This window comes from Rhizobacter sp., from assembly GCF_032229685.1.
In the GTDB taxonomy this organism is placed as follows: Bacteria; Pseudomonadota; Gammaproteobacteria; order Burkholderiales; family Burkholderiaceae_C; genus LMDS01.
Genome location: NZ_JAVTWP010000031.1, coordinates 408,757 through 432,438, shown reverse-complemented (window position 1 = coordinate 432,438; position 23,682 = coordinate 408,757). Strand labels below are relative to the sequence as shown.

Here is a 23,682-nt window from a genome sequence, read left to right as displayed (position 1 = left end):
GTCGGGTTCGTGCGGCGCGGGTTCAGTCGCGGTAGCCGGGGTCTTCGCGGTCGAGCTTGCGCAGCAGCGCCGCCCATTCCTTCTGGCCCAGCGGCACGAAGCCGCTCTTGCCGAAAATCTCCGTGCCCTGCGCGGCGCTCTTGGCGATCACCGCCGGCGCGATCGGGTACAGCTTCGCGCCGCCGCCGAGCGCGGCCACCTGCATGCGGCAGGCGCGCTCGAGCTGGTACATCAGCATGAAGGTCTCGCCCATCGTCGCGCCGCAGCTGATGGTGCCGTGGTTGCGCAGCAGCATCAGCTTCTTGTCGGCGCCGAGGTCGCGCACCAGGCTCAGCTTCTCGTCGTCGTCGAGCGCGATGCCCTCGAACTCGTGATAGCACAGCTTGTCCCAGACCACCAGCGCGTGCTGCGACGCCGCCAGCAGGCCGTGCTCCTGCATCGACACCGCCGTGCCGTCGCGGGTGTGCAGGTGCATCACGCAGTTCAGGTCGGGGCGCGCGTCGAGGATGGCCGCGTGGATGACCAGCACGGCCGGGTTCAGCGGATAGTCGGACGCGCTCAGGATCGTGCCATTGGAATCCGTCTTGATCAGCGACGAGGCGGTGATCTCGTCGAACAGCATGCCGTAGGGATTGATCAGGTAGTGCCCGGGCTCGCCCGGCACGCGGTGCGAGATGTGGGCCGAGATGATGTCGGACCAGCCCATGCGGTCCGCGAGGCGATAGCAGGCGGCGAGGTCGCGGCGGGCGTGTCGCTCCGCTTCGGAGATTGGGGCCGCCGGTGGCCGGGCAGCGCGCGCTGAGTCAATTGGCATTCGGTGTCTCCTACAGCCCCAGATCCTTGGCGATCGAGTTGCGCATCACCTCGCTGGCGCCGCCGCCGATGCGCATCAGGCGCGAGTCGCGGTAGTGGCGCTCCATCGGAAAGTCCGGCGTCAGCGAATAGCCACCGAGGATCTGCATGCCCTCGTCGGCGACCCGGAAGTACGCCTCGGTGGTGTGCACCTTCGCGATCGATGCCTCCTTGCGGCACTCGATGCCGGCGTCGAGCCGGCGCGCCAGGTCGTAGGTCAGCAAGCGCGAGGTGTGGACCGCAATCTGCATGTCGGCCAGCTTGTGCTGGATGACCTGGAACTTGGCGATCGGCTGGCCGAACTGGACCCGGTCCTTCGCATACTGCAGCGCGCAGTCGAGCGCGGCCTGCGCCGCACCGGTGACCTGCGCCGCGAGCGAGAAGCGCTCCTTGTTGAGGTTGGTCATCAGCTGCTTCCAGCCGCCGTTGAGCTCGCCCAGCAGGTCGTCCTGGTGCACGCGCACGTTTTCATAGGTCACGCGGTTGGTGCCGACGGCGCGGAACGACAGCGTCTCCAGGCGCTCGATCGTCACGCCCGGACTCTTCGGGTCGACGAAGAACAGGCTGATGCCCTTGTGCTGCGGCGCGTCGGGGTCGGTGCGGGTGACCAGCACCGTGCGGTCGGCGAGATCGACCTGCGAGTTGAAGACTTTGGCGCCGTTGATGACGAAGTGGTCGCCGTCGCGGACCGCACGCGTGCGGACGGCTGCGGCGTCGGAACCCGCGTTCGGCTCGGTCAGGCTCATCGACGACTTGAACTTGCCGGCCGCGATCAGCGGCAGGTATTTCTTGCGCTGCGCCTCGCTGCCGTAGGTCAGCAGCGAATGCGCACCGTGCACGGTGGCGCGATAGAACAGCACCGCGAGTTCCAGCAGGCCGTACGAGAGCTCTTCCTGGATGATGCCGAGTTCGACGAAACCCAGGCCCGAGCCGCCGTACTCCTCGGGGATCGCCACGCCCAGCCAGCCCAGTGTGGCCATCTTGTCGAACACCGCCAGCGGCGCGATCTTCTCGCGGTCGCACTGGCGCGCGTAGGAATCGGGCATTTCCTTGCGCACGAACTGGCGCACTGCGTCGCGCAGCATCAGCTGCTCGTCGGTGAAGCCGAAATCACGGTCTGCACGCATCTCTGTACTCCTTGGATTCGTCTCAGCGCCGCGAGAACCGGCGGCCGATCAGCTCGCCGGTGATGTTGACGCCCCATCACCTGCGCGCCGTTCGCGACCACACGGCGCACCGCCTCGTTGGCGAAGCACATGGCGACGCTGGTGTCGAGCAGCGACGGCAGCCCCTCGTCGGCACCCTGCGCGGCGCGGTGGGTCAGCAGGCGGGCCGCCTCGACGTCGATCTTCATCTCGGCCAGCCGCAACTGCACCGCCTGGAAGTCGACCGGCGGCTTGCCGAACTGCTGGCGCTCCTGGGTTTAGGCCAGCGCAACGTCGAGCGCGCTCGCCGCGATGCTCAGCGTGCAGGTCGCGCTGCCTAGGCGCTCCATGGGCATCAGCGCTCAGGGATTGCGCTGACTGCGATTCAGTCTAGTGAGCCTACGATCGCGAACCAGTGGGGCATGCGCTCATTGACACTCTGTCGAACGCTTGTTAGAAACGCGTATTGTCTTCGGAGTGTAAAAGCATTCCGCTCAGACCCCGTCGTCCTGTAGAAAATTATCAAATCTGCTCCTTGATCAGGAGCATGGAGACTACCCGAATGCCCACTCGCCCAAGGAATTCGCCTAACATTAGGCAGGTAATGCCCAATGAAGGGGTGTCTCCATGATGGCCGCCGACGGCGTCGCCGCGGCCGTACCGGTGCTCGAATGTCAAGGGCTCGAACGCCGTTTTGGCGGCTTGGTGGCCGTGACCGGCGTCGACCTGCGCATCGATCGCGGCGAGATTTTCGGTCTGGTGGGTCCGAATGGCAGCGGCAAGACCACGCTGGTCAACGCCATCACGGGCTTTTACCCACCGCAGAAGGGCCGCATCCTGCTCGACGGCACCGACATCACCGGAATGAAGCCGCACAACGTGGCCCGCCGGCGCGTCGCCCGCACCTTCCAGAACCTGGCGCTCTTCAACGGCATGAGCGTGCTCGACAACATCCTGCTTGGCCGCCACGTTCACCTCAATCCCGGCGTGCTGAAGACAGTTTTTTACCCGTGGCTGGCCCAGCCCGAGGAAATCGCCCACCGCCGCATGGTCGAAGAGATCATCGAGTTCCTGCAGCTGCAGAGCGTCCGCGAAGACATGGTGGAAACGCTGCCGATCGGCCTGAAGAAGCGCGTCGAGCTGGCACGCGCTCTGGTGGCCGAGCCGAGCTTCCTGATTCTTGACGAGCCGATGGCCGGCATGAACCAGGAAGAAAAGGAGTACATGGCCCGCTTCGTTCTCGACGCGCGCGACGAACGCGGCATCACGGTGCTGCTGATCGAGCACCACATGGACGTCGTGCTCGGCATTTGCGACCGCATCATGGCCCTGAACTACGGCGAGATCATCGGCACCGGGCTGCCACGGGACGTGGTCGCCAATCCGCGCGTCATCGAAGCCTACCTGGGGAAGGCGAACAAGCATGCAGCGTGACCAAACGACGCTCGTGGCGGGTTCTGCCTCGCAGTGGGACCTCAGCGAACACACGACGCTGCCGCGGCTGCTGGCCCTCAACGCGCGGGCGCACCCGGACCGGGTGGCCATGCGTGAGAAGGCACTCGGCATCTGGCAGGAATTCACTTGGTCGCAGATGCTCGAGGAGGTCCTCGAGATCGCTGCGGGCCTGGAGGAGCGGGGCTTTGTCGAGCGCGACGCGATGCTTGTCCTGGGCGACAACCGCGTCCGCTTGTATCTGGGCATGCTCGCCGCCTCCGCGCTGAAGGGCTACGCGATGCCGGTGTATCCGGACGCGAACCCAGACGAAGTGGAGCACTTTGCCAGCGAGGCACAGGCACGGTTCGCGTTGGCCGAAGACCAGGAACAGGTCGACAAGCTGCTCGAGCTGCGCAGCAACGCACCGTCGCTGAAACACATCATCTACGACGACTCGCGTGGCATGGGTGGCTACAAGGCCGAAGGCCTGGTGTCCTGGGACGAGCTGCGCGCGGCCGGCGCACGCCGCCTCCAGGCCGAACCGGCGCTGCGCGAATCGCTGGTCGCGCGGGCCGTGCCCGAGGGCCCGGCCGTCTTCGTGCACTCCTCCGGCACCACGGGCAAGCCCAAGGGTGTGGTGCTGCAGCACCGCAACCTGCTGTCCGGCGTGGGCAACGCCTACCGCGGCAAGGTGTTCCGTTTCGACGAAGTGATCCTCGCCTACCTGCCGATGGCCTGGATCGGCGACTTCGCCGTGACCATGGCGGCAGGCATCGGGCTGCGCTTCACGATCAACATCCCCGAGCGCCAGGAAACGGTGCTGCACAACCTGCGCGAGATCGCGCCGACGGTGTATCTGGCGGCGCCGCGCAGCTGGGACAACCTGCTGACGACGATCCGGGTGCGCATGGCCGACTCCACGCCGCTCAAGAAACGCGTGTTTGACTATTTCATCGACCTCGGCGTGACGGTCCAGCGCCTGCGGCTCGACCGCAAGACGCCGAGCGCGATGCAGCGGCTGATGACACGCATCGGCGAGATCGTCCTGTACGGCCCGCTCAAGGACCAGTTCGGCCTGAACCGCATGAGCACGGCGCTCACCGGCGGCGAAGCGATGGGCGAGGACACCTTCCTTTTCTACCGGGCCCTCGGCATCAACCTGCGCCAGTTGTACGGCCAGACCGAAAGCAGCGCGTTCAATGCCGTCCAAGCGTTCGACGAGGTGCAGCTGCACACCGTGGGTCGGCCGCTGCCCGGCGTCGAGACCAAGATCGCCGACGACGGCGAGATCCTGGTGCGCTCCGGCAGCATCTTCAGCGGCTATTTCAACAACCCCGAATCGAGCGCCAAGACGCTGATCGACGGCTGGCTGCACACCGGCGATGCGGGCTACATCGAACCCAATGGTCACTTGGTGGTGCTCGGCCGGCTGGCCGAGGTCGTGTACACATCGAAGGGCGAGCGCTACATCCCGAACTACATCGAGAACCGGATCAAGTTCAGCCCGTACGTGCGTGATGTCGCGGTGATCGGCGCGGGGCGCGACGCGCTCACCGCGATCGTCTGCATCGACAGCGAAGCGGTCGGCCACTGGGCCGAGGTGCGCGGCATTGCCTACATCTCGTACGCCGATCTCTCGCAGAAGCCCGAGGTGCGCAAGCTCGTTGTCGAGGAGATCCGGCGCGTCAACCGCGTGCTGCCCGAGCCGCTTCAGATCAGGCGCTTCGCCAACCTGCACAAGGAGTTCGATCCCGATGACGGCGAGATCACCCGCACCCGCAAATTGCGTCGCAACGTGATCGAGGAACGCTACCTCGTCGTGATGAACGCGCTGTACTCTAACGCCGACTCGGTGGTGATGAAAGCCCAGATCACCTATGACACTGGCGAAACCGGCGTGATCGAACGTCAGCTTTCGGTGGAGAACGTCTGACATGGATTTCGCACTATTCGCCGAATTGGCAATCAACGGGGCCCTGTCGGGTCTGATGTATTCGCTCGTCGCGCTCGGCATCGTCCTGATCTACAAGTCGTCGTCGGTTCCCAACCTCGCGCAGGGCGCCCTCGCCATGCTGGGCGCCTACGTGACCATGGCGGTGTTCGACCTGCTGCAGGTGCCGTTCTGGGTGGTGGTGCCGGTCGCGATGGTCGTCATGTTCCTGATCGGCATGGGAATCGAACGGGTCGCGCTGCGCCGCCTCGCCGGCCGCCCGCTGATGATGATCCTGATGATGACGCTGGCGATCGACATTTTCGTGCGGGCGGCTGCGCTGGTCACCTGGGGTGGTACCAATCGCGTCATTCCGCTGGGCATCACCTCCGATCCGCTGTTCCTTGGCGATGTGTTGGTGAATCGCTCGTACCTCGCCGGAGGTATCGTCGCGCTGCTCCTGTTCGGCTTCTTCGTCTTGTTCTTCCGAACCCGCATGGGCATCGTGCTGCGGGCGATTTCTGACGACTACACGGCCTCCTGGTCGGTCGGCATCTCGGTCGAACGGGGGGTGGCCCTGTCGTGGGCGATGTCGTCCGTCGTGACCACATTCGCCGGCGTGCTGTGGGGCTCGATCCAGGGCGTCGACCAATCGCTGTCGCAGCTGCTGCTGATGGGCATCGCGGTGGCCGTTCTCGGCGGGCTGGACAGCATCGGCGGTGCCGTGGTGGCCGGTGTGGTGATGGGCACGTTCCAGGGCATCGCTTCGGGCTACCTCGACCGACTGGTGGGCGGCGGAAGCCGTGAACTGGTCGTCGCCGCAACGCTGATTCTCACCATCCTGATCCGGCCCCACGGCCTGTTCGGCCGCGAAGACATCCAAAGGATCTGAATTCCATGTTCTACCGTCAGGCTGGTACCCACCACACCACGTATCGGGCCGCCCAAAGGCTGTTCCCGATTCCCTTCGACCGCTGGCAGATCGGCGTGCTGCTCGTGATCGGCCTCGTCGCGCCGTTCCTGATCAGCCCGCTGTACCTGAAGAGTTATGTGCTGCCCTGGCTGATCTGGACCGGGGCCGCGCTCGGGCTCAACCTCATCCTGGGCTGGGCCGGGCAGTTCCACTTCGGTTATGCGGCCGTGATGGGAATCGGCGCCTACACCGCGGTGCATGCCACGCGCGGCGGCATCCCGTTCGAGATCGCCCTGGTGCTGGCCGGCGCGGTGGCCACCGTCATCGGTTGCGCGTTCGCGATCACCGCGCTGCGCGTGCGCGGCCTGTACCTGGCCTTGAGCACGCTGGCCTTGCAGTTCGTGCTGGACTGGGTGATCAATAAGGTGCCGGCGGTCAGCGGCGGCACCCAGGCCACGATTCAGGCGCCGCCCATGCGGCTGCTGGGCATGCCGGTGGTGTCCGACGCGGGCCAGTACTACGTCGCGCTGTTCTGGTGCGCGCTCGTGACGCTCTTCATGCTGAACCTGCGCCGGACCGGCCTCGGCCGTGCGCTGGTGGCGGTGCGCGAGAAAGATTTCGCCGCGGCGGTGATCGGCGTCAACAGCTTCTATTACAAGTTGACGGCGTTCGCAATGTCGTCCTTCATCGGCGGCGTGAGCGGCGCGATCCTGATCTTCACCTTCTACCACGCGGTGACGCCGGAGCAATTCACGGTCAACGTCTCGATCCAGGTGCTGGCCATGGTGATCGTCGGCGGCCTCGGCAGCGTGATCGGCTGCTATTTCGGCGTGGCCTTCATCCTGTTGCTGCCGGGCATTGTTGCCAACCTCATCTTTGCAGCGGCCAATACGATGCAATTGAAGATCGGCATCGAACTGTTGGCGCACATTCCGAGCCTGCTGTACGGCGTGCTGATCATCGGCTTCCTGCTGTTTGAACCCCTTGGCCTGGCCAAGATCTATTCGAACCTTCGCAACTACTTGATCTATTGGCCCTTCGGCTATGAAAGAAAGTAGTGTCGACGCGTCCTCACCGGACGCCATTTCAGCCCCGCCCCCTTTTCATGTCCATCAATGCAAGGAGAACGTTCCATGTTCAAACCGCTGAAACTGCTGCTGAGTGCGGCGTCGTTGCTGCTCGCATCGCAGCAACCCGCCTTCTCGGCTGAACCGATCAAGTTCGCGCTGTGCTACGACCTTACCAAGGCCTACACCTTCATCACGCCGCAGATCGCGCAATCGGTGCGCGACTACGCAGAAGTGCTCAACGCGAAGGGTGGCATCGAGGGGCATCCCATCGAGATCATCGTCCAGGACCACGGCAACGAGCCGCAGCGCGGCATTGAATGCTACGAGAAGGTCAAGCAGATGGGGGCGATCACGGTCGACTTCCTGTCCACGCCGGTCTCTCGCGCCGTGCTGCCTCGCGCGATGAAGGACGGTACCGTCATGGTCCAGGCTTTGGCCGGTCGCGGCGATGCCGTCGACGGCGAAGTCTTCAAGTGGGTGTTCACCCTGGGCCCGACCTACTGGGGCCAGGCCGCCAACATCGTGGGCACCTACAAGAAGCAGTCGGGCGGCAGTCTGAAGGGCAAGAAGATTGCCTTCCTGTACATCGATTACCCGTTCGGCCAGGAACCGATTCCCGTGCTGCAGGAACTGCAGAAGCTGGAAGGTTTCGACCTCCAGATGTTCCCGTACCCGCTGCCCGGCAGTGACCAGTCTGCCGCCTGGTCGCAGCTGCGCCGCTTCCAGCCCGACTTGATCATTCATTGGGCGTTCTCGGCGATGCACGTGGTGGCGTCCAAGGAAGCCAAGCGCAATGGCATCTCGCTCGACAAGATGGTCACCGTCAACTGGTTCAACGAGGTCGATCTCGCCAACATCGGCGCCGACGCCGCCAAGGGCCTGAGAAAGTCCTCGGTCGTCGTCAGCGGCACGGCACATCCGCTGATGCAGCAGATCACCAAGGAGCTGTACGACAAGGGCAAGGGCAACGGCGACCGCAAGTTCCTGGGTGACACCTACTACAACGTCGGCCTGTCGATCTACGCGCCGGTGTTCGAGGCCGCGCGCCTTGCCATCAAGGCCGACAAGTGGCCGCTGACACCGGAGAAGATGCGCAAGGGCATGGAAAGCCTCAAGAACTTCGACGCCGATGGCCTGGTTCCGCCCCTGACCATCACCGCCAAGGACCATGGCGGTGGCGGCAAGACCCGCATCGACATGTGGGACGGCACGAAGTGGGTGGCACAGACCGACTGGTCGGCCGACTACTCAGACCTCGTGTGGTCGACTGTCAAGAAGTCCTCGGCGGAGTTTTCCAAGGCCGGCCAGTAATTGCCAAGGGGTTCGCGCGCTTCCTCGCTCGAACCCCCAACCTTCCCCCACCCTTTTAGCAACCCTGCCCTGCGGCTGTCTACGAAAGCGAACGCCATGCTCCTCAAGCAACTCAAGTGTGTGATCAGTGCGATTGCCATGACGGCCTTCGGCCCGACGGTGCTGGCGGCAGACCCGATCAAGTTCGGCTTGTGCTACGACCTGACGAAGATCTACGTGGCTGCGGTCCCGCAGCTTGCGCAAGCGGTCAAGGACTACGCCGATGTCTTGAACGCGAAAGGGGGCATCGAAGGCCACCCGATCGAAATCATCGTGCAGGACCACGGCAACGAGCCGCAGCGCGGGATCGACTGCTACGAACGGCTCAAGACGCAGGGCGTGATGATATTTGACTTCTTTTCCACGCCGGTTTCGCGGGCGGTGCTGCCGCGCATCACGCAGGACAACAACATCCTCCTGCAGCCGCTGGTCGGTCGCGGCGACGCGGTGGACGGCGATGTGTTCAAGAACGTGTTCCCGCTGGCGCCGACCTATTGGGGCCAGGCCGCCAACATCATCAGCTACATCAAGAAACAGTCGAAAGGCGATCTGACAGGCAAGAAGGTCGCGTTCCTGTACCTCGACACACCTTTCGGCCGTGAGCCGACGCCGGTGTTCGAGGCGCTCAAGCGGCTCGAACGCTTCGAGTACCAGACCTTCCCGATCCCGGTGCCGGGCACCGACCAGAGCGCCGCTTTCACTCAGATGCGGCGGTTCCAGCCCGACTGGGTGATCACCTGGTCGTTCTCCCCGCTGAACCCGATCAGCTTCCGCGAGATGCAGCGCAACGGGATACCGATCGAGAAGATGGTCACCGTCAACTGGATCAACGAGGTGGACATCAACAATTTCGGCGCCGCGGCAGCAAAAGGGCTGAAGCGTTCGACGGTCGTCGTTGGCGGCGCCGAGCATCCGTTGGTGAAGTCGATCGTCAGCGAACTCTACGACAAGGGCAAGGGCAATGGCGACCGCAAGATGGTGGCCGACTCCTACTACAACACCGGCCTTGCGGTCTACTCGTCTGCGTTCGAAGGTGTTCGGCTCGCCATCAAGAGTCAGGGCTGGCCGTTGACGGCCGACAAGATCCGCTTGGGCATGCAGAGCATCAAGAACTTCGACGCCAAGGGCTTCATGGCGCCGATCACCGTCACGGCCAAGGACCATGGCGGTGGCGGCAAGACCCGCATCGACATGTGGGACGGTACAAAGTGGGTAGCGCAGACCGACTGGTTTGCCGACTACACGGGCTTGGTCGACACCCTCGTCAAGGCCAACTCGGCCGACTTCGTGAAGTCCGGCAAATAACGACACCCATCACAGCGATCTTCGGAGGAACCGATATGCGAAACATTTTGTGGACCGCCACTTCAGGGGTTCTCTTGTTCGTCGCTTCGCACGCAGCGGGTGCGGCGGAGCCACTCAAGTTCGGCCAGTGTTACGACCTGACCAAGGTGTACTCCTTCATCTCGCCGCAGATCGCGCAGGCCTCGCGCGACCTGGCCGCGCTGATCAACGCGAAAGGCGGCATCGGCGGCCGGCCGATCGAAATGCTGCTCAACGACCATGGCAACGAGCCGCAACGCGGCGTGGAATGCTACGAGCGCCTGAAGCGAGACGGCGTGGTCGTGTTCGACTTCTTCTCGACCCCGGTCGCGCGCGCGCTGCTGCCCCGCGTGATGCAGGACGGCAATATCCAGCTCCAGGCCTTGCATGGCCGTGCCGACGCGGTCGACGGCGAAGTCTTCAAGACGATCTTCCCGCTGGGCCCGACCTATTGGGGTCAGGCCGCCAACATGATCAGCTACATCAAGCGGCAGGCCGGCGCCAACATCAAGAGCACGAAGGTCGCGTTCCTCTACGCCGACTACCCGTTCGGACAAGAGCCGATCCCGATCCTGCAGGAGTTGCAGAAGCGCGAGGGCTTCGAGCTGCAGATGTTCCCTTACCCGTTGCCGGGCAACGACGTGAGCTCGGCGATGAGCCAGATCCGGCGCTACCAGCCGGACTGGATCGTGCACTGGGGCGTGGGGCCGATGAATGTCGTCGCCCTCAAGGAGATGAAACGCAGCGGCATCCCGAACGAGAAGTTCATCACCGTCAACTGGCTCAACGAAACCGACATCGCGAATATCGGCGCCGAAGCAGCCAAGGGCGCGAAGCGATCCTCCGTCGTGGTCGGCGGCGGAACCGACACCGCGCTGCTGCGGGAAATCACCAAGGAGCTGTACGACAAGGGCAAGGGTGGCGGCGACCGCAAGTTCCTGTCCGACACCTACTACAACGTTTCTCTGGCCATCTGGTCCACCGTCTTCCAGGGAGTGGAGCTCGCGCTGAAGAACGACCCCGGCCCGTTGACCGCTGAAAAGGTCCGCAAGGGCATGGAAAGCCTGCGCAACTACGACGCCAACGGCCTGATGCCCCCGCTGACGATCACCGCAAAGGACCACGGCGGCGGCGGCAAGACCCGCATCGACATGTGGGACGGCACGAAATGGGTGCCGCAGACCGACTGGTTCGCCGATTACACCGATCTGGTCTGGAGCACCGTGAAGCAGCATTCGGCCGATTACGCGAAAGCAGGCAAGTAGATCGTGAACGCACTGACCCTGAACAACATCGAAGTCATCTACGACCACGTCTTTCTGGCGGTCAAAGGTGTTTCCATCGAAGTGCCCGAAGGCGGCATGGTCGCCCTTCTCGGTGCCAACGGTGCCGGCAAGAGCACCACACTGAAGGCCGTCAGTGGCCTGCTCAAAGCCGAGCGTGGCGAAGTGACGCGCGGCAGCGTCAAGTTCCGTGACCAGGACTTGGCGAAGTTCGCGCCCCAGGAGCGTGTCAAGCTCGGGATCGCGCAGGTGCTCGAAGGCCGCCGCGTCTTCGAGCACCTCACGGCGGACGAGAATCTGATCGCCGCCTCGGCCGTGCACGGAAGCCGCGCCGACATGGCCCGCAACATGGACAAGGTCTACGGATACTTTCCGCGCCTGCACCAGCGACGCACGGCCAAGTCGGGGTACCTGTCGGGAGGCGAACAGCAGATGCTGGCGATCGCGCGCGCGCTGATGACACAGCCCAAGCTGTTGATGCTCGACGAACCCAGCCTCGGCCTGGCCCCAGTGATCGTCGTCGAAATCTTTGAAATCATCCGCCGCATCAACCGCGATGAGGGCATGTCGATCCTGCTGGTGGAACAGAACGCGATTGCCGCACTCGACGTGGTGTCGCATGGCTACCTGATCGAGAACGGCCGCGTCGTGATGCACGACAAGGCCGAGGTGATGAAAAACAACCCGGACATCCGAGACGCCTATCTCGGTGGCGCCGAAGGGCGTGACTTTCACGACATCAAGCATTACCGGCGCCGCAAGCGCTGGCTGGCCTGACCGCCGCGGCACCCATGCCGACCGAAGCTGCGCCTGAGTCGGCGGCGAGCGGACGAACGCTTGAGCGACTGCTCGAGCGTTTGGCCAGACTGCCACCGCAGACCTCGCTCACGTTGGCGCAGTTGCGCGCTCAGTACGAACGCGCCCAGCACGCTTTTCCGCTCGGTCCCGAGGTTGCGCTCAAAGTCCTCGATGGCCCGCCGGTTCGAGGCGAATGGTTGCGCCCGGCCGGCGCCGGAGATGGGCTCGTTTTGTACCTGCACGGCGGCGGCTACGTCATCGGGTCGCCTCGCTCGCACCGCCACCTGGCCGCCGCGATCGCCACTGCGGGGCGCATGCGGGCATTCGTGCTCGACTACCGGCTCGCGCCGGAACACCCCTTCCCCGCGGCACTGAACGATGCGGTCGCGGCCTACCGCTGGCTGATCGACGCGCATGGGATCGAGCCACAGCGCATCGTGATCGTCGGCGATTCGGCCGGCGGCGGCCTGGTGGCGACGACGCTGGTCGCGCTGCGCGACGCCGGCCTGCCCTTGCCGGCCGCGGGCGTGTGCCTGTCGCCGTGGACCGACCTGAGCTGCAGCCTGCCGTCGTGCGATCCGCAACGGCCTTCGTATGATCCGCTGATCGACCACGCCGTGCTGCGCGCGATGGCGCGCGCCTACCTGGGTCGGCGCAGCCTGCGCACGCCAGCTGCCTCGCCACTGTTCGCCGATCTGCGTGGCCTGCCGCCGCTGTTGATCCAGGCGGCCACGGACGAGGCGCTGGTCGACGACGCACGCCAGCTCGCGATCGCCGCCAGTCAGGCCGGCGTGCACACCACGCTCGAGGTCTGGCCGCGCCTGGTTCACGTCTGGCACTGGTACGCGCCCATCCTGGACGAAGGGCAGCGCGCGATCGAGCGCATCGCGCAGTTCGCGCGCGACGCGCTCGGCCGGCGCGCCGCCTGAACCCGCAGCGCCTCAGGCCGGCGCGAACACCGGCAGCGGTGGCCCACCGTCGCTCGGGTTGAATTTCACTTTCACCTTCTGCCCGATGCGGATCGCGTCGGCATCGGCATCGACAATGTTGCTCATCATCGTCGGGCCCTCTTCCAGTGTCACGTAGGCGATGACGTAGGGCACCTCGGCGCGCCGCATCACGCTGAAGCTGTAGATCGTGCCTCGGCCGCTGGCCTCGCGCCACTGGGCGCGTTCGCTGCCGCAGAAAGGGCAGGCGGCGCGCGGGTAGTGGTGGTGCTCGCCGCAGTCGTCGCACTGCTTGAGCAGCAGGCGACCTTCGCCGGCGGCGTCCCAGAAGGTCTTCGTTTCCGGGTAGACGGTGGGGGCGACGAGCTTGCGTTCCTTGATCAGCATATTCACTCCCGCTCCATGATCAGTGTGCTGCTGCCGTGGCGCGTGCCCAGCGAGCCGCCGGTGCCGTGCGCCAGTGCGAGCCTGCAGTTCGGAACCTGCACCTTCGGGTGCGCTTCGGCGCGCAACTGGCGCACCGCCTCGATCACCTTGGTCATGCCGCCGCGGTTGCCCGGGTGGTTGTTGCACAGGCCGCCGCCATCGGTGTTGAAGGGCAGCTTGCCGGTGCCCGAGATCAGGTTGCCGTCGGCCACGAACCGCCCGCCCTCGCCCTTCTTGCAGAAGCCGAGATCCTCCAGGGTCAGCAGCACGGTGATCGTGAAGCTGTCGTAGATGGATGCGTACTGGATGTCGGCGGGTTTGACGCCAGCCTCGGCGAAGGCCGCCGCGCCGGTCCAGGCCGCGCCGGTGGTCAGCAGGTCGACCTTGCCGCCGATCTGCGCGCGCATGAATTCGCCGGTGCCGATCACCTTGACCAGCGGACGCTTCAATTGGCGTGCGATCTCCGGCCGCACCACCACGAGCGCGCCGCCGCCGTCGCTGATGACGCAGCAGTCGAGCCGGTGCAGCGGGTCAGAGATCATCGGCGAGCCGACCACGTCCTGCACCGTCACCACGTCGCGCACCATTGCGTGCGGGTTGTGCTGGGCGTGGTGCGACGCGGCCACGCGGATCCATGCGAGCTGCTCGCTGGTCGTGCCGTGCTCGTGCATGTGGCGCATCGCGGCCATCGCGTACATGTTGACCGTGGTCGGCGCATAGGGCAGCTCGAACGGCACGTCGGGGGCCGGGCCGTAGTTGCGCGGTGCGGTGCCGGTGGCCATGCCCTCGGCCTTGGGCCGCCCGGCCAGCGTGATCAGCGCCACGTTGCAGCGGCCGGCCGCGATCGCAGCCGCGGCATGCGCCACATGGACCACGTACGACGATCCGCCGGTCTCAGTGGTGTCCACGTGCTTGAGCGTCATGCCCATGTAGTCGACCATGCTCAGCGCGCCCAGACCCGGCGCGTCGCCGGCGCAGAAGTAGCCGTCGACATCGCGCATGGTCAGGCCGGCGTCGGCGAGCGCACCGCGCGCGACCTCGGCGTGGAGTTGCGCCACCGACTTGTCGTCGGCGCGCCGGATCGGGTGCTCGAAAGCACCCGCGATGTAGGCCTTGCCCTTCAGGCTCATGGATTTCCCTTTTCAGGTTTGACGGTCGCGGTGCCCTTGATCACCTCTTGCCCCTTGGCGTTGCGAACCCAGACGTCGTACACAGGGGGCTGTGTGCCGTCGCGCAATTCGCCGCCGCCGGTCACGTCGTCGTCGATTCGCACCGGCTGCACGAAGCGGATCTCCAGGTGCACCCGGTTCAGCGCCTCGATGCCCAGCGTGTTCTTCAGCGCCTGCCAGATCAGCGCCACCGACATCGTGCCGTGGGCGATGATCCCGCCCATCGGGCTTGTGGCGGCGAAGGCCTTGTCGACGTGGATCGGGTTGTAGTCGTTCGTCACCGCGGCGTAGGCCATGATGGTGTCGAAGTCGACGTGCTTGGTGGATGCTTTCAGCTGCTTGTTCACTGGCGGCTCCTCACTGCGCGACCAGCGTGGTCATGATGCCGGTGAACAGCAGTTCACCCGAGCCGACCGAGCGTGTTTCGCTGCGGATGCGGACCCACTTGCGTTCCTTCTTGATCTCCTTGTCGAGACACCAGACCTGCGTGCGCAGCGTGTCACCGACCCGGGGCATGCGCGCGACGTCGAAGGTCTGCCCGCCGTGCACGCCACCCGGCGGGCGCGGTGCATTCAAGGTCAGCACCGCGTCGATGACGATCATCGCAAGCATGCCACCGGGCATGACGCCGGGGTCGTCGTCGCCGGGATAGACGCTGCGCCATTTCGCCACCGTCGATTCGTCGACGCTGAAGTCGCGCGAGCCGTAGTCCTTGCCGGGCTCGTAGTGGTCATAGTTGAACATCGCTTGCTCGCTCATGGGGTTGCCGGCTCCACTTGGGGAATCTTCTGTTCGCTGCCGGGCCGCGTCTCGAAGCACACGCGCACCCGCATTCCCACGCGCACCGTCGCCGGGTCGCAGTTCAGGACGTTGCACATGAAGCGGAAACCCTCGTCCATGTCGACCAGCGCCAGCACGTACGGCGTGTCGGCCGCAAAGGCGGCCAGCGGCGCGCGGTGGATCACCGAGAAGCTGGCCACCCGGCCGGCGCCGGCCGCCACCTGCCATTCGAGGTCGGTGCCGTGGCAATGCACACAGGCCGAGCGCGAATAGAACTGCGCCTTGCTGCAGGCGCGGCAGCGCTGGAAACGGAATTCGCCTTCGTTGGCGCCTTCCCAGTACCGACGGCTGTAGGCGTCCGGCACGGGCATGGGCTTGGATTGCACTTCTGCCATGTTCAGGTTCTCCCCATGATGATCGAGCAGTGACCGGAGAAGATGCCGCCCAGCGTGTGCGCCAGCGCCACCTCTGCGTCCTTGACCTGGCGCGCACCGCATTCGCCGCGCAGCTGGCGCACGGCCTCGACGACATGGAACATGCCGCCGGCCGCCCCCGACGAGCCGTAAGACAGCAGCCCGCCGTTGGTGTTGACCGGAAAGCGCCCGCCGATCGCGAACTCGCCCGCCAGCGCGGCCGGGCCGGCCTCGCCACGGCCGTAAAAGCCCATCGATTCCAGCGTGATCAGCAGCGTGCTGGTGAAGCAGTCGTAGATGTGCGCGCAGTCGACGTCCTGGTGCTTCAGCCCGGCCTGTGCGAGCGCGTCGGCGGCCGACTCCTTGCAACCAAAATCAACCAGCGAGGGCGCCGCGAAGATGTGCTCGTGGGTGTGGCCTTCGCCGATGCCGAGCAGTTCGACGGCGCGCTTGGGCCGGTCTCGCCCGGTCTCTGCCGCACTGACCACGACCGCCGCGCCGCCGTCCGACACCAGGCAGCAATCGAGCATGCGCAACGGCGATGCGATCACCTTGGACTTGCGCACGTCGTCCATCGTGATCGGCTTCTTCATGTGCGACTGCGGATGCAGCGCCGCATTCGTGCGCTGGTTCACCGCGACCGCCGCGAGGTGGTCGCCGTTCAGCCAGCCCTCGTGGAAGTAGACCTGCGCCGCCATCGCGAACGCCGCCGGCACGCTCATGCCGTAGGGCTGCTCGTACTGCGGGTGGCCCACGTCGGCGAGTGCCGCCTGCACCTTGTCGCCCATGCCGGTGAGGCGGTTGTCGCCGGTGACGCACAGAACGTGGCGGCAGATGCCGGCCTGCACCAACGAAGCAGCGTGGCGCACCAGCAGGCCGCCGGTCATGCCGCCCATGGCGATCGACGCGTTGACCTTCGGGCGCAAGCCGATGTATTCACCGAGGACGCCGCCGAGCATCAGCTGCGGCGACGCGAACGAGTAGGCGGTGAGCAGCCCATCGATGTCGGACACCTTCAGTCCGGCATCGGCCAACGCGCCAAGGCTGGCCTCGGTGTGCAGCGACATGCAGGTGCTGTCGGGCAGCGCGCCGACCTGCGTATCGTGCACGCCGCTGATGATGGCTCTGTTTCCCATGGATTCCCTTCGACTACGAGGCAAGACTGATGCGCACATCGCGCTGCAGACGGTGAATTTCATCGACCGCGCCACCGACCAGATCGGCCATGATGTCGCTCGCCGGGCGCCGCACCTTGAGCATGCCGCCCACCTGGCCGGCGATGTTGTAGAACAGGTCGTGCCGGCCGGCGGCCAGCGCGGCGGACAGAAAATCCTCCATCAGGATGCGCTGGTAGGGCGTCTCCAGCGTCGGCAATCCTGACTCGCCCCAAGCCTGCGAGATCTCGCTGTGGAAGGCACGCACGGTCTTGCCGGTCCAGACCTTGCTGATGCGGAAGGCCTCGGAGTCCGAAGCCACGATCTGGTCCTTGCAGGCGTCGAACAATTCGCACTCGTCGGCCACCAGGAACGCCGTGCCGAGCCAAGCGGCCTGCGCGCCGAGCACCAGCGCGGCGACGATGCCACGGCCGTCGCCAATGCCGCCGGCGGCGATCACCGGCGTCGGGTTCACGGCATCGACGACCTGCGGGATCAAGGGCAGCGAAGCCACGGTGCCGGTGTGGCCACCGGCTTCGGTGCCCTGGGCCACGATCGCGTCGACGCCCGACTTGCGCTGCCTCACCGCATTGCGCACCGAGCCCGACAGGCCGATCAGCTTCATGCCCTGGGCGCGCGCGCGCGGCAGCAGGAAGTCGGGGTCGCCCAGGCCCGCGGCGAAGATCGGCACGCGCTCCTCGAACACCACGTCGAGCACCGACTTGGCGTATTCGATGTTGACCACCGTTTCGTCGGCCGGTTGCACCGGCGGCAGCCCGTAGCGCTGGATTAGCGTCTGCACGAAGGCCGCGTGCTCGGGAAAGCGGCGGCGGATCTCGTCGCGCACGCCGCTGCGCGTGTCGGGCGCGTCGGCGATGCGCGCCGGCAGCAGCAGGTCGACGCCGAACGGCCGGTCGGTCAACGAACGCACTTCGCGGATGCGGCGCCGCGTTTCTTCGGGCGACAAGCCGGAGCAGCCCAGCACGCCGCAGCCCCCCGCCTGCGACACCGCCGCCACCAGCTTCGGCGGCGTGGCCCGCCCGCCCACGCCCATGCCGGCGAGGAAGATCGGGTACTCGATGCCGAGCGAGTCGCAGAACGCGTTGTGAAGGACCGGGCGGGCCATCACTTGAACTCGGGCTTGCGCTTGGCGCGGAAGGCGGTCACACCTTCCTTCACGTCGTCGGTCAGGAAGAGGAACGGGAAAGCGTCGACGGCGTAGCGCATCTCGTCGCCGCCCAGGCCGCGGTTGTAGAACGACTTGGCCATCTCGACCGCCATGCGCGGCTTGGCGGCGATCTTCTCGGCCAAGGCCATCGCCTCGTCGAGCAGTTTGTCGTGCGGCACCACACGCAGCGCGATGCCCAGCCGCGCCGCTTCGGCGGCGTCGATTGGCTCGCCGAGCATGCTCAGCTCCTTGGCCTTCGGGCGGCCGACGATGTCGTGCAAACGAACCACCGCGAAGCCGGGCAACAGCCCGAGCTGGATCTCGGGCACGCCGAACTTGGCCTTGTCGGACGCGATGACGAAGTCGCAGGCGATGGCCAATTCAAAGCCGCCGCCGAAGGCCATGCCGTTGACTGCCGCGATCAAGGGCTTGCGGCAGCGTTCGGGTGACTCGAGGAACGGCAGAACGGTCGCGATGAAGGCACGCACCTGCTCCGGCGTGACCGGGAAGCCGCTGATGTCGGCACCGGCGCAGAACGCCCGGTCGCCGCGGCCGGTGACGATGCCGACGCGGATCTCGTCGTCGGCGTCGATCATCGCCAGGCTTTCGAGCACGCCCTTGCGGATGTCGGCCGACAAGGCGTTGAGCTTGGTCGGCTCGTCCAGCGTGATGACCGCGATGCGGCCCTTCTTCTCGAATTCGACACTTCCTATGCGCATGAACTTCTCCTGTGATGGGACGACGAAATGGCGTGGTTCAGTCGAGCCTGGCGCCCGACGCCTTGACCACCTTGCCGAGCTTGACGATCTCGCTCTGGATGAAGCCACCGAAAGCTTCCGGCGTGGAACTCGCGACCTCAAAACCGGCCTCGGACAACTTCTGGCGGATGTCCGGGGAGGCGAGGATCTTGACCATCTCGGCGTTGAGCCGATCGACCACCGGCTTCGGGGTCCCGGCCGGCGCCAGCAGGCCGATCCAGGCGGTGTACTCGAAGCCGGGAAAGCCGCCTTCGGCGATCGGCGCCAGATCGGGCGTCGCGCCGACGCGCCTGGCACTCGTGACCCCGAGACCGACGACCCTGGCGGAGCGCAGCATCGGCAGCGCCGCCGTGACACCGTCGAACTGCAGCGAGACATGCCCACCCATCAGATCCTGGTTTGCTGGTGCCGTGCCTTTGTAGGGCACATGCAGGATGTTGATGCCGGCCATCGTCTTGAGCATCTCCATCGCCAGATGCGAGGACGTGCCGTTGCCGGAAGACGCGTAGGTCAGCTGACCCGGCTTCTCGCGTGCCAGGCGCACCAGATCGGGAACCGAGCGCACACCCAGGCTCGGGTGCGCCATCAGAACGAAGGGAACGTGGCCGACCAGGGTGATGGGCGCGAAGTCCCGCACCGCGTCGTAGGGCATCTTGCCGTAGAGCGTCGGGTTGACGCCGTGGCTCGTGCTCGTCCCGACCAGCAGGGTGTAGCCGTCGGGGGCGGATTTGGCGACCGCGTCGGCGCCCAGGTTGCCGCCGGAGCCCGGCCGGTTCTCGATCACCACGGCCTGGCCGAGCGCCTCGGAGAGCTTGGGCACGAGCATGCGCAGCACCGCGTCGGTGCTGCCGCCCGGCGACAGCGGCACGACCACGCGCACCGGCTTGTTCGGGTAGTCCTGCGCCTGTGCAAGGCCCGCGGCGAGGGCTAGCGACCATGTCAACGCAGCGAGCCAAGTAGGCTTCATTATGTCTTTCGTGGATTCGAGTTGTTGTTCATTCGGCTCGGGCGCCCGATGCCTTGACGACGCGGCGCCATTTGGAAAGCTCCGCGGCAATGGTGTCCGCGTAGCCTTCGGGCGAGCTCGGGTGCGCCTGTGCGGATTGCGCCGCAAACCGCTCCTTGATCGCGGCCAATAGCGCCGTAAAGGGCAGGGCAAACGGGGTTCTTATGTTGGTCATGTCTTGTCTCCTGACGCGCGATGCGCCCTTGGCAAACTAACAAACGTTTGGCAGTCTGTCAATTCATTTCACGGCAACCGTAAGGCACGGCGCGGCTCACCGGCGCAGGCCGCCGTAGCTCGCCCACGGCGTGGCCACGAGGTAGCCGGCATCGACGGGCAGGTTGATGCCGGTGATCGCCAAGGCCCGGTCCGATGCGAGAAAGGCAACGGCGTTCGCGATCTCGCGCGGCTCAATCAACCGCCCGAGGGCCGCGTGCGTCGTCATCGCGCCGGTCTCGAGCGTGCGGGTGGTGATGCCCTTTTCGAGTGCCGGTGTGTGCGTGAAGCCCGGCGACACGGCGTTGACGCGCACCCCCTTGGGCCCCCACTCCGCCGCCAGGCACTCGGTCAGGTTGATGACGCCAGCCTTGGCCGGGCCGTAGGAATGCAGCGGCCCCGAGCCCATGCCGGCGACCGAGGCAATGTTGACGATCGCCCCGCTGCCGCGCTGCGCCATCGCGGCACCGAAGCGCGCGCAGCAGAGATACGTGCCGCGCAGGTCGATGCGGGCGACGAAGTCCCATTCGCGCAAGCTCAGTTCCTCGGGCGGCAGCGTGCGTTGCAGCACGCCGGCGCTGTTGACCAGAACATTCGGCACGCCGTATTGCGCCTGTACCGCGGCGACCAGCGCATCGACTGATTGTTCTTCGCCGACGTCAAGTGACAGCGCGATCCCGCCCACCGCTTCGGCCACCGCACGCGCCGCCGCTTCGTTGCGGTCAGCCACGACGACACGGGCACCGGCTTCGGCCAGCAAGCGCGCGCAGGCTTCGCCGATGCCGCTGGCGCCGCCGGTGACGACGGCAACCTGCCCTGAAAAGTCGAGCTTCATGCGGTTGATCCCTTGGGTTTGCCTGTCAGTTCGGCACGCAGCACGCGCTTGAGCACCTTGCCCGACGGCAGGCGCGGCAAGGTCTCGCGCAGCACCAGTTCCTTGGGCAGCTTGAAGCCGCCGAGCTTGCCGCGGCAGAACGACTGCAGCTCTTCGAGCGTGAGCGTCGTGCCGGGCCGCAGCACCACCACTGCCGCGACCCGCTCGCCCCAACGCTCGTCGGGCAGGCCGACGGCCGCCGCTTCGAGCACCTGCGGCAGTTGGCACAGCACCCGCTCGACCTCGCTGCTGGCGATGTTCTCGCCGCCGCTGATGATCATGTCCTTCTTGCGGTCGCTGAGGAACAGAAAGCCCTCGGCATCGAGGTAGCCGATGTCGCCGGTGCGAAACCATTGGCCGGCATGAAAGCTCGCCGCGGTCTTCTCGGGGTCGCGCCAGTAGCCGCTGGTGACCTTGGGGCCGCGCAGGCAGATTTCGCCGGCCTCGCCCGACGGCAGTTGGCGGCCGTCGTCGTCGCAGATGCGGATCTCGACGTGCGGCAGCGCGCGCCCGGTCGAGCCGATCTTCTCGATCTCGCGACCGGCCTCCATCAGCGTGTCGCCGGAGCAGCTCTCGGTCAAACCGTAGCCGTCGATGTAGCGGCCGCTCTTGAAGAGCGAGCTGAACTCGCGGATGCGTTCTTCGGGCGTGCGCTCGCCACCGCCGATCTGCCAGCGGAAGCTGCTCACGTCGAAGCGCTCGCGATCCGGCAGCGCGAGCAGGCGGTTCAGCATCACCGGCGCCATCCAGCCGGCGGTCAGGCGTTCGCGCGCGATCAGCGCCAAGGTCTCCTCGGGCTCGAACTCGCGCTGCACCGCGAGCATGCCGCCCATCTGCAGCACCGCCAGGCCCGGCAGGTCGAAGGCGCCGACGTGGTACAGCGGCCCGACCACCAGCAGCCTTTCGCCGCCATGCAGGCCCAGCAAGGCGATGTGGTCCAGGCACTTCCAGTGGTAGTTGGCGTAGGAATGGATCACGCCCTTGGGGCGGTCAGTCGTGCCCGAGGTGTACATCAGCCGGAACAGGTCCTCGGGCCGCCGAACCTGCGGCGCCCACACCGCCTCGACCACGGGCCCGAGGCGGCGGCTGTCGGATTGCGCCGCCTCGTCGACGACGACCACGTGGCCGAAGGCGCCCGCCAGCGCGCGCAATTCCTCGTCCACCAGCAGCAGCTTCACGCCCGCGTGGCCGACGATGTATTCGACCTCGTCGGCGCCGAGGCGGTAGTTGATGGGCAGCAGCACCGCGCCCAGGTGGCTCACGGCCAGCGCCAGTTCGATGAACGCGGCGCTGTTCTTCATCAGCAGCGCAACGATGTCGCCTTCGCCGATGCCGCGTGCGCGCAGGCTGCCGGCGGTGGCGGCCACGCGTGCCGCCAGGTCGCCATAGCCCAGACGCTGGTCGCGGTACAACAGGGCCGGTCGTGCGGGCTCGGCGCGCGCCCAGCGCAGGATGGCGGCACTCAGGTTGACCATGCAGATCTCCTTGGAGACTGACGCGCTCAGTACGAGCGCGGCATGCCCAGGTCGTGGTTGGCCACGTAGTTCAGGATCATTTCCTCGGACACCGGTGCGAAGCGGAACAGCCGCGCATCGCGCCACAGCCGCTCGACGTGGAACTCGGTCGCGTAGCCCATGCCGCCCATGGTCTGCATCGCGCGCTCGGTGGCGCGGCCGACCGCCTGCGCCGCCAGCAGCTTGGCGGCGTTGGCCTCGCTGCCGTAGGGCAGACCCATGTCGCAGTTGACCGCCGCCTTGTGGTTGAGCAGCCGCGCCGCCTCGACCTCGACATGGCATTGCGCGAGCGGAAACTGCAAGCCCTGGTAGCTCGTGACCGGCTTGTCGCCGAAGACCTTGCGCTCGTTGCCGTACTTCACCGCCAGCTTGATCGCCAGTTCGCCGGTGCCGGCCAGCGCCGCGGTGGTGACGATGCGCTCGGTGTTGAGCACGTCGAGCAATTCGTGCCAGCCGCGGTGCAAGGTGCCGACGAGTTCGCCCGGCGCGATGCGCACGTCGTCGAAGAAGACGCTGCTCGACGCCAGCGTGCGCGTGCCGACCTTGTCGATCGCGGTGTGCGCGAGTCCCTTGCGCTCGACGTCGATCATGAACATCGACAGGCCGTCGCTGCGCGACTTGCAGTCGGCGAGCTTCTTGGTGCGCGCCACCACCAGCATCTTGGCCGCGTCGGGCACGCCGGTGATCCAGATCTTGCGGCCGTTCAGGCGCCAGCCGTCGCCGTCGGCCTCGGCATAGGTACGCAGCTCGAGCGTGTTGGTGCCGGCGTCGGGCTCGGTCAGCGCCATGCAGCAGTTGATCTCGCCCGAGACGATCTTGGGCAGCAGCTCGGCCTTCATCGCCGGCGTGCCGAAGCGCGACAGCGCGACGCCGCCGAAGATCGGGTTGATCATGAAGAGTTGCCCGACGGTTGCGCCGCCGCCGCAGGAGGCCAGCGTCTCCACCACCAGCGCCAGCTCGAACATGCCCAGGCCGGCCCCGCCGACCTCGGTGGGCAGCGCGGCGCCACACAGGCCGGCGTCGCAGACCGCGAGCCAGAACTCCTTCGGGAACGCCTTGGCGGCGTCCTGCTTGCGCCAGTACTCCAGGCCGAAGCGGTCGCCGACCTTGCGCGCCGCCTCGATCATCAGCTTCTGTTCATCGGAGAGTCGAAAGTCCATCG

The 23,682-nt window shown here is 66.1% G+C and carries 24 protein-coding genes and 1 pseudogene; 9 read left to right on the top strand and 16 right to left on the bottom strand.

Annotated elements, in window-relative coordinates:
* Positions 1 to 22: 22 nt before the first annotated feature.
* The 3 genes and pseudogenes from AC30PD_RS13740 to AC30PD_RS13730 all read right to left on the bottom strand — a co-directional run.
* Complete coding sequence (locus AC30PD_RS13740) at positions 23 to 814, bottom strand: class II aldolase/adducin family protein (protein WP_489536205.1); 792 nt, start codon at positions 812 to 814, stop codon at positions 23 to 25.
* A 10-nt stretch (positions 815 to 824) separates the two neighbouring features.
* Positions 825 to 1,979, bottom strand: coding sequence for an acyl-CoA dehydrogenase family protein (locus AC30PD_RS13735; protein ID WP_489536204.1), 1,155 nt, complete (start codon positions 1,977 to 1,979; stop codon positions 825 to 827).
* Positions 1,937 to 2,260 (bottom strand): annotated as a pseudogene (locus AC30PD_RS13730) (acyl-CoA dehydrogenase family protein); the annotation flags it as partial. The pseudogene AC30PD_RS13730 and the gene AC30PD_RS13735, both read right to left, overlap by 43 nt.
* Before the next feature lie 364 nt (positions 2,261 to 2,624).
* On the opposite strand from AC30PD_RS13730, the gene AC30PD_RS13725 reads away from it, so the two are divergent.
* The 9 genes from AC30PD_RS13725 (at position 2,625) to AC30PD_RS13685 (ending at position 13,027) form a co-directional block, all read left to right on the top strand.
* On the top strand, positions 2,625 to 3,431 hold the full coding sequence (locus tag AC30PD_RS13725; RefSeq protein ID WP_448169798.1) for an ABC transporter ATP-binding protein: 807 nt from the start codon (positions 2,625 to 2,627) through the stop codon (positions 3,429 to 3,431).
* Positions 3,421 to 5,364 (top strand): AMP-dependent synthetase/ligase, encoded by a 1,944-nt coding sequence (locus AC30PD_RS13720; protein ID WP_489536203.1) that lies wholly within the window; start codon positions 3,421 to 3,423, stop codon positions 5,362 to 5,364. Before AC30PD_RS13725 ends, AC30PD_RS13720 begins: the two co-directional genes overlap by 11 nt.
* Before the next feature lies 1 nt (position 5,365).
* Positions 5,366 to 6,253 carry a branched-chain amino acid ABC transporter permease gene (locus AC30PD_RS13715; protein ID WP_489536202.1) on the top strand — a complete coding sequence of 296 codons (888 nt, stop codon included), beginning with the start codon at positions 5,366 to 5,368 and terminating at the stop codon, positions 6,251 to 6,253.
* A gap of 5 nt (positions 6,254 to 6,258) precedes the next feature.
* On the top strand, positions 6,259 to 7,332 hold the full coding sequence (locus AC30PD_RS13710) for a branched-chain amino acid ABC transporter permease (protein WP_489536201.1): 1,074 nt from the start codon (positions 6,259 to 6,261) through the stop codon (positions 7,330 to 7,332).
* Between the two features lie 75 nt (positions 7,333 to 7,407).
* Entirely contained in the window at positions 7,408 to 8,655 is a 1,248-nt protein-coding gene (locus AC30PD_RS13705) for an ABC transporter substrate-binding protein (protein WP_489536200.1), read from the top strand.
* A gap of 96 nt (positions 8,656 to 8,751) precedes the next feature.
* Positions 8,752 to 9,999, top strand: coding sequence for an ABC transporter substrate-binding protein (locus AC30PD_RS13700; RefSeq protein ID WP_489536199.1), 1,248 nt, complete (start codon positions 8,752 to 8,754; stop codon positions 9,997 to 9,999).
* 74 nt (positions 10,000 to 10,073) lie between these two features.
* Entirely contained in the window at positions 10,074 to 11,282 is a 1,209-nt protein-coding gene (locus AC30PD_RS13695) for an ABC transporter substrate-binding protein (RefSeq protein ID WP_489536198.1), read from the top strand.
* Between the two features lie 3 nt (positions 11,283 to 11,285).
* Positions 11,286 to 12,077, top strand: coding sequence for an ABC transporter ATP-binding protein (locus AC30PD_RS13690; RefSeq protein ID WP_489536197.1), 792 nt, complete (start codon positions 11,286 to 11,288; stop codon positions 12,075 to 12,077).
* Between the two features lie 80 nt (positions 12,078 to 12,157).
* Entirely contained in the window at positions 12,158 to 13,027 is an 870-nt protein-coding gene (locus AC30PD_RS13685; RefSeq protein WP_489536196.1) for an alpha/beta hydrolase, read from the top strand.
* 12 nt (positions 13,028 to 13,039) lie between these two features.
* On the opposite strand, the gene AC30PD_RS13680 is transcribed toward AC30PD_RS13685, so the two are convergent.
* The 13 genes from AC30PD_RS13680 to AC30PD_RS13620 form a co-directional block, all read right to left on the bottom strand.
* Positions 13,040 to 13,432, bottom strand: coding sequence for a Zn-ribbon domain-containing OB-fold protein (locus AC30PD_RS13680; protein ID WP_489536346.1), 393 nt, complete (start codon positions 13,430 to 13,432; stop codon positions 13,040 to 13,042).
* 2 nt (positions 13,433 to 13,434) lie between these two features.
* Positions 13,435 to 14,601, bottom strand: coding sequence for a thiolase domain-containing protein (locus AC30PD_RS13675; protein ID WP_489536195.1), 1,167 nt, complete (start codon positions 14,599 to 14,601; stop codon positions 13,435 to 13,437).
* Positions 14,598 to 14,987: a MaoC family dehydratase gene (locus AC30PD_RS13670; RefSeq protein WP_489536194.1), complete on the bottom strand. Its 390-nt coding sequence runs from the start codon at positions 14,985 to 14,987 to the stop codon at positions 14,598 to 14,600. Before AC30PD_RS13670 ends, AC30PD_RS13675 begins: the two co-directional genes overlap by 4 nt.
* Before the next feature lie 10 nt (positions 14,988 to 14,997).
* Positions 14,998 to 15,399 (bottom strand): MaoC family dehydratase, encoded by a 402-nt coding sequence (locus tag AC30PD_RS13665; RefSeq protein WP_448169810.1) that lies wholly within the window; start codon positions 15,397 to 15,399, stop codon positions 14,998 to 15,000.
* Positions 15,396 to 15,815 carry a Zn-ribbon domain-containing OB-fold protein gene (locus AC30PD_RS13660; RefSeq protein WP_489536193.1) on the bottom strand — a complete coding sequence of 140 codons (420 nt, stop codon included), beginning with the start codon at positions 15,813 to 15,815 and terminating at the stop codon, positions 15,396 to 15,398. The genes AC30PD_RS13665 and AC30PD_RS13660 overlap by 4 nt, the downstream gene beginning before the upstream one ends.
* A 2-nt stretch (positions 15,816 to 15,817) precedes the next feature.
* Complete coding sequence (locus tag AC30PD_RS13655; protein WP_489536192.1) at positions 15,818 to 16,969, bottom strand: thiolase family protein; 1,152 nt, start codon at positions 16,967 to 16,969, stop codon at positions 15,818 to 15,820.
* Positions 16,970 to 16,982: 13 nt separating this feature from the next.
* A complete protein-coding gene (locus AC30PD_RS13650; protein ID WP_489536191.1) occupies positions 16,983 to 18,113 on the bottom strand; it encodes an NAD(P)H-dependent flavin oxidoreductase in 1,131 nt (376 codons plus the stop codon).
* Positions 18,113 to 18,874: an enoyl-CoA hydratase/isomerase family protein gene (locus AC30PD_RS13645; RefSeq protein ID WP_489536190.1), complete on the bottom strand. Its 762-nt coding sequence runs from the start codon at positions 18,872 to 18,874 to the stop codon at positions 18,113 to 18,115. Before AC30PD_RS13645 ends, AC30PD_RS13650 begins: the two co-directional genes overlap by 1 nt.
* A 37-nt stretch (positions 18,875 to 18,911) precedes the next feature.
* Complete coding sequence (locus AC30PD_RS13640; protein ID WP_489536189.1) at positions 18,912 to 19,880, bottom strand: tripartite tricarboxylate transporter substrate binding protein; 969 nt, start codon at positions 19,878 to 19,880, stop codon at positions 18,912 to 18,914.
* Between the two features lie 28 nt (positions 19,881 to 19,908).
* Entirely contained in the window at positions 19,909 to 20,094 is a 186-nt protein-coding gene (locus AC30PD_RS13635; RefSeq protein ID WP_489536188.1) for a hypothetical protein, read from the bottom strand.
* 96 nt (positions 20,095 to 20,190) lie between these two features.
* Positions 20,191 to 20,967 (bottom strand): SDR family NAD(P)-dependent oxidoreductase, encoded by a 777-nt coding sequence (locus AC30PD_RS13630; RefSeq protein WP_489536187.1) that lies wholly within the window; start codon positions 20,965 to 20,967, stop codon positions 20,191 to 20,193.
* A complete protein-coding gene (locus tag AC30PD_RS13625) occupies positions 20,964 to 22,481 on the bottom strand; it encodes an AMP-binding protein (protein ID WP_489536186.1) in 1,518 nt (505 codons plus the stop codon). Before AC30PD_RS13625 ends, AC30PD_RS13630 begins: the two co-directional genes overlap by 4 nt.
* A 26-nt stretch (positions 22,482 to 22,507) precedes the next feature.
* A complete protein-coding gene (locus tag AC30PD_RS13620; RefSeq protein WP_489536185.1) occupies positions 22,508 to 23,680 on the bottom strand; it encodes an acyl-CoA dehydrogenase family protein in 1,173 nt (390 codons plus the stop codon).
* Positions 23,681 to 23,682: the final 2 nt, after the last annotated feature.